Annotated in this window: 6 protein-coding genes; 4 read left to right on the top strand and 2 right to left on the bottom strand. The window is 46.1% G+C overall.

The annotated features are described in order from the left end of the window. Positions 1 to 402: 402 nt before the first annotated feature. The gene (locus ACUVJL_RS04455) at positions 403 to 1,746 is read right to left on the bottom strand and encodes a D-alanyl-D-alanine carboxypeptidase (protein ID WP_445244749.1); all 1,344 of its coding nucleotides are present in this window, start codon (positions 1,744 to 1,746) and stop codon (positions 403 to 405) included. A gap of 255 nt (positions 1,747 to 2,001) precedes the next feature. Then, positions 2,002 to 2,337, bottom strand: coding sequence for a ribbon-helix-helix domain-containing protein (locus tag ACUVJL_RS04460; protein ID WP_332954753.1), 336 nt, complete (start codon positions 2,335 to 2,337; stop codon positions 2,002 to 2,004). 583 nt (positions 2,338 to 2,920) lie between these two features. Between ACUVJL_RS04460 and ACUVJL_RS04465 the strand changes: the two genes are divergently transcribed. From ACUVJL_RS04465 to ACUVJL_RS04480, 4 genes are all read left to right on the top strand, one after another. Further along, positions 2,921 to 3,436, top strand: coding sequence for an HNH endonuclease (locus ACUVJL_RS04465; protein WP_445244750.1), 516 nt, complete (start codon positions 2,921 to 2,923; stop codon positions 3,434 to 3,436). A gap of 265 nt (positions 3,437 to 3,701) precedes the next feature. Continuing rightward, positions 3,702 to 4,100, top strand: a complete 399-nt coding sequence (locus ACUVJL_RS04470) for an alr0857 family protein (RefSeq protein WP_445244751.1) — start codon at positions 3,702 to 3,704, stop codon at positions 4,098 to 4,100. 445 nt (positions 4,101 to 4,545) lie between these two features. Then, a complete protein-coding gene (locus tag ACUVJL_RS04475) occupies positions 4,546 to 4,743 on the top strand; it encodes a helix-turn-helix domain-containing protein (protein WP_445244752.1) in 198 nt (65 codons plus the stop codon). An 89-nt stretch (positions 4,744 to 4,832) separates the two neighbouring features. Then, the gene (locus tag ACUVJL_RS04480; protein ID WP_445244753.1) at positions 4,833 to 5,987 is read left to right on the top strand and encodes an RNA-guided endonuclease InsQ/TnpB family protein; all 1,155 of its coding nucleotides are present in this window, start codon (positions 4,833 to 4,835) and stop codon (positions 5,985 to 5,987) included. The last annotated feature ends 118 nt before the right edge of the window (positions 5,988 to 6,105 follow it).

Here is a 6,105-nt window from a genome sequence, read left to right on the forward strand (position 1 = left end):
GCCCATCCCACAAACTTGTGGAATGGGCGTCCCTACCAACTAAGGAATGAGAATTAAATAACTTCCACAAGTTTGTGGGACGGGCGGGACGCCCATCCAAAAAGGACGGGCGGGACGCCCCTCCCACAATAACAATTAAAATTGTAAGTTATTTAATTCGCGATCCTAAAGAAACCGGGTTTTTTGCCTTCTTTGCGGGTTGCAACGCGTCTTTTTGTAAAAAAAACCGGTTTCTGGATCCCCATGCGTAAGCCTCAAATCATATCGTTTCCGGTTGCATCGGAATAATAAAATCGAGTCAACAGTTAACACTCAACCATTCAGTTTTTCGACCCGCCCGTCAACAGTCAACAGTCAACAGTCAGCAGTCAACAATCACGGACGGTGCAACCGGAATTGATATCAATTGACAATTTCACTGCGAGATACCTTACTATTTCTAGCAGGATTTGGCGTTAATTCCGGCGGCGAAACTTGAACACTTCCCCACTCATTCAAAAAGCTTTTCAGCAAAACCTCTTGCTGAGTGCGAAATGTCTCGACATTTTCCCCGCGATTCATAATCACAAACCACACTGTTTTTTGTTTTTGAGTTGGTAGCGCTCCGCCCAAAGCGCTAACATTATCCAAAGTGCCAGATTTGACCACTGCTAATTTGGGAAGCGGCCGTTCTGACAGTATTCCTTTATCTTTCCCAACTACAGTTAAGACATCAGCAACTGTCATGCTGTAAAGTTCAAGATAGCGTTCTAAAGCTATAAACAACGCGCAAGCAGCCCGAGGAGAAATGAGATTTTCTTCGCTCAATCCCGAACCGTTGACGAGTTGAATTTCTGCCGGAGGAACTCCGGTTGCTGCTGCTGCTTTTTGCGCGACTGTTTTAGCGCCGCCGACAGTATCAGCTAGCATATCTGCCATGAGATTGTTGCTGTACTGATTCATTTTCTTGATCAGTTCGGCAAGGGGCAAAGAATAATGTTTGACTAAAGGCTGCACGTCATTGGGAGGTGCTGGCAAAACTTTGACAGTACCCTCAATTGTTATTTGGGGTTTCGGCGTATTTGGAGGCAGTGTTTGATACTGGGCGGCGGCTTCGCTGGGCCAGATTTCACTGTTCAAGCCTTGTTGGAGCAATTCTCCAGATTTGAGGGAATTTAATTCAAAATTCATGTAAAAATTATCGACAATTATCAAATTGCCAGTGACTCGCTTGATGCCTTTTTGATGTAAGGCGTTACCGAGGGCGATCGCCTCTTCCCAAACAAACAACGGATCGGCGCTTCCCTGGACAATTAAGTCGCCTTTTAATACGCCGTTTTTTATTTTTCCATTTGTACCAATTAAGGTAATGAATTGATGTTCCGGCCCGAATTCTTGCAGCGCTACGAGAGATGTTGCTACTTTGGTAATAGAAGCGGCGGACAGAGGAACTGTACCTTGATGATTGGCTAGTAAAGTATTGCCAGATTGCACCCAGACGCCTTGGTTCTCTTTGGCAAAACCTTGTGCTGTCAACCCGTTGAGATATTGCTGGATTTTGGTACTTGTGGGGGTTTCGGGATTGTTAACAGAGAGTATTAAGGGCTGACTTGGTTTAACAGGCGGCCGGTTCGATTCAGCTACAGGAGAGGGAGATGCAAGTTGGGGTGATTCAGTAGCGGCGCAGCCGGTAATAATTGTGAGAAGGGCGATCGAACTCGCAGCAGTCAAGTAGCGGTTTTTCAGCATTACTTTAATTTTTTCCATCAAATTTACGATCGTCTGTCAGCACGCCCGATGGAAAGTTTAGCACTAGCCAGCGCGTTGTGGAGCCTCGGCATCTGAGTTACCAGACTCCCGAACCGCTGACATTACCTATCTTCTTCTCCATCTTCCTTCGCGTTCTTCGCGTCTTCGCGGTTCGTTAAATAGATATTCTTTAAATGCTTCGGGATTTTATCTTCAGCGCCTGGGGCCTTCACCCCAGGCCGATCGCTCTGACAAATTCAAGGGCAAACAGGTTTACCCAGCCATACTCCCCATACTCAGTGGCACCATTTCGCCGTGCATTGTCAGGCCTAATAACATCGGTCCGCCTGGTCGTATCAACTCTCCTGTAAGCGCGCAGCGTTCCTCCTGCTGTGCTGTGGCATTAATGCTAGCTCGAATATCCGATCGAGAAAACATCTGGCGATACTCTCCAGACTTCTGCTGCACATAATTCCAGAGCAAATCTCGAATCAAAGCTTGATAGCCTTGATTGCCCGCGAGCTCTTTAAGTCTCTCTTTGAGTTCTCTTTCGAGTCGAATGCTGGTGACTTCCATTTCGGTGGTTGAGGTTCTAGGTAGGGTATGCATAATTTTTCTCCGTGACAGGGTGGACATATGTGTAATATTAGTGTAGTATGTTTAAAGCTAGATTTAAAGCTCTCTAATCACTTTCTGCCTACAGTGAAATTTCTCCCCACCTACTCCACCTATCAACTGAAGTGCGATCGCCCCAGGGGTCGCTCCGAGTCGTTATGGCACGTCTTGAGCACGGGTTTTACGACAGTCGCACCGACCTCGTGGGCGGGCTCTGGCCTAATTAAACCCGGTTATAGTGAATTAGGACAAATGGCAGAAATAAATTACCACGAGGTAGACCAGGAGGGTCAGCGATTGGCACAGCCACATCGAGATACGCGAAGCGGGAGGTACAGCTAAACGACTGTACCAACACAGGATGAAAATTTGCCTTTAGCAGTTTTTCTAGCCCCCGCTTCTAAGTAAGAGAAGCGGGGGCATTTGATTGGATATTTGAGAAATTCCCAAAGGCTTGGGGAACTCGCAAAAACTAGATATAGCCAATGCAGGCGTTGCACCGAAAATTCCAAATCCCAAATCCCAAATCTAAAATCTAAAATCCAAAATCCAAAATCCAAATGAGGAGGAGCAAGCCATGACCGTAGTAACTGATGTATTGAGGCAATCTGTAGTGGTGTTTTCTCAGAACTACCTACCGATGAGCCGTGTCAACATCAAACGGGCGATCGTACTTTTGGTAACAGGCAAGGCTGAACCTCTGGATTTTAGCATCGGCAACGGCTGGCTGGTGCGATCGCCCAGCACCAGCATCCACGTACCCGAACAAATCCGCTTGACTTTTGGTAACAGGGAACGCCTGTGGAAAGTGCCCCCGGTCAATCGCCGGGAAGTTCTGCGCCGCGACGCTCATTCTTGCCAATACTGCGGTAGCAACCGACATTTGACGCTGGATCACGTCATGCCTCGATCGAAGGGCGGCTCGCATACTTGGGACAACGTGGTGACTGCTTGCGAACGGTGCAACTCTCGTAAGGGCTCACGAACTCCCATAGAAGCTGGAATGTCTCTGCGAACTAAGCCGAAGGCTCCTATACACCCCACTGTTGCTTTTGCCGAACTTTTTTGGCACGAATACCAAATTGGGGAATAGGGGATGGGGAATAGGCCAAACAGGCCAAACAGGCCAAACAGGTAATTGGTAATTGGTAATAGCTAATAGTTAATAGCTAATTCCGTCCTGTAATTGAAAAGGATTTTAGGTCGGAACCGCAAACTTTTCATTCCGACATATCCGATGCCCAATTCCCGATGCCCAATTCCCGATGCCCGATGCCCGATGCCCAATTCCCAATTCCCGATTACCAATTTTCAACTTTCAATTTTTAACTTTCAATTCCAAATTTAGGGCTGTCAATATGCTGAAGTTGACTTACACTGAAACGGGCTTTAACCTAGAGCGTTTGGCTCAATCTCCCGAACAGTTAGTGGCGCTGCGAGTTGTGCTGGCTATGCGAGTTGGTCAAAGCATCAGCGTCGAACCGAGCACTGCAGCATTTTTGCTGCCCGCGAATTTGGCGGCGCTGTCTCTGTTGGAATCTGAGGTGCGCCGAGACGACAACGATGCGATCGACCTTTGTGTTGCTGATGCTGACTTTGTAGAAGTGACTCTGCGCGGTACATGGATTTCTGACGCCTCTGAGGGGGCTGACGGCGTGTTTGCGACTTTGTTGGGCGATCGGGCCGAGCTCTTGCTGCTCAAACTCTGGCTCGAAACTCAGGCTGCTGCGGAGGTTGTCGGGGAAGTCGGCGATTAATATCGGATGTTGAACAAGGAAGAGGTTCGAGGGAAGAAGCAAGAGGGAAGAAGCAAGAAGGAAATATTTTCTTCATCTTTCACTCCCCCACTTTCTCCCTCAGACACTCCCCCACAAAGGACCATCTCCCCTCTGCCATAACAGACAATTTATATGGGTAGCATCCCCGCCGATCGCTCATTTTAGCTAGCCAGACGGGAAACCCCACACTATACCACTTCGGTTAGTGTAGGATGAGAGGCGCGTGAAACGAGGATTCCACCTTTTCATGACCTCACAAGCACAGCTTGGAGTAATGAAAAGGTGGATGACGACATCAAAGCACAACAAGTATCTTTATTTAACAGGTCAATCTTGTTGTTCGATATAATTATTTAATTGCTTGACATAGTGCAGTATGTCCTGGTATTTTTACACTAAATAAATGCGTAAAGGTCGTAGCGCAATGAAGACAACATACCAGTATCAGTTCTGTCCCGACACCAGTCAAAAGTTAACCCTCAACCACTGGTTGAGGATTTGTCGTTATTGGTATAATCGGCAGTTGGGCGAGCGATTTGATTGGTGGGAGATGAACCGTACCACTGTAAATGCTTGTCCATTGATTGCTAGTATCTCTGCACCCCGAGAAAAGCCCAACTAAGCTGTTGAGCATTTAAATAGAATGTCAACAAACAATCTAAGTCTTGTGGGGTGGGCGTCTCGCCCGCCCTGAATATGCAATTTAAATGCGTGACAGCTTACTACTCGCAAAAACAACAATTGCCCATCATCAAGAAAGACTTGGTAAAAGTTTTCCATAGTGGGGAACTCTTGGATTTTAAGCAGGTAGATTCAACTATCCTGCAAGATGTTTCTAAGCGAGTAGATAAAGCCTTTGAGCGATTTATAGTAGGGGATAGTAAGGGCGGAAGATCGGGTAAACCCCGATTTAAGACTGAAGCGGATTACAGGACGATGACCTTTTCTACGGCTAACAACGATTGGATTAAATTGGTTCGTAAGAATTGGATTTACATCCGATTGCCGAAATTAGGTGTCGTGAAAGTTCGGAAGCACCGCTCAATCTCCGATGGATTTACCATCAAACAAGTTAGTGTGACTAAGAAGGCTGATGGCTGGTTTATCCAGATAATGCTCGATGACTCTTCGGTTCCCGAGTTCGCAGCCGACAAAATTACCCCAAACTGGGACAACTCAATTGGGTTGGATGCAGTGCTGCACGAAGATGTCTATTTGGCAACGTCGTCAGGCGAGAAGTTGCCCTCTTTAAAACCGCTTCGTAAAAATCAAGCTAAGTTAGACCGTATTTCAAGAAAACGAAATAAACGGAAACGTGGCTCTAAGGCTAGACGCAAATTAGCTAAAAAGGAAGCAAAACAACACCAGAAGATAGCTCGTTCTCGTCAAGATTTCCACTATAAGACGGCTCACAAGCTGGTGAGGTCGGGAGCTAAGTTCTTTTTCCATGAAGATTTAAACTTAAAAGGCTTAACAAAGCGGAACGAAGTTAAGCAAGATGATGCTGGGGTTTATCTTCCAAACGGTCAATCAGCAAAATCAGGACTAAACAAGTCTTGGCTAGACGCTGCGTTTGGTCAATTTTTCAAGACGCTGGAATACATAGCCGAAAAAGCTGGATCAGTCGTCATTTCGCAAAAACCTGTTTATACTTCAATGGTTCTGTGCTATCGGAATGAAATTATTTTCACCGATTGCGGTATCCGAAACTATTGGGATGAGCAACATTCTTTAATGGTCGATCGCGACGTGAACGCCGCGATCAACCTAAAGAAACTGGGGTTGGACATTTTCCCCAGTATAAAACGCCGTGGCGGGAATCTTTCTATAGTAGGAACTATAGATGATAAGCTGTTCGACATCTAAACTGCATTAACTAAGTTACCTTTATTTTTTATTTTTCGGTTCCATTTCATAATTAGTCCTCCTTCATTTAACAGTTTATGTAACAGTGCTTCTAGTTTTTCAATGGATTCAAATAATC

Source organism: Microcoleus sp. OTE_8_concoct_300 (assembly GCF_031383065.1).
GTDB lineage: Bacteria > Cyanobacteriota > Cyanobacteriia > Cyanobacteriales > Microcoleaceae > Microcoleus.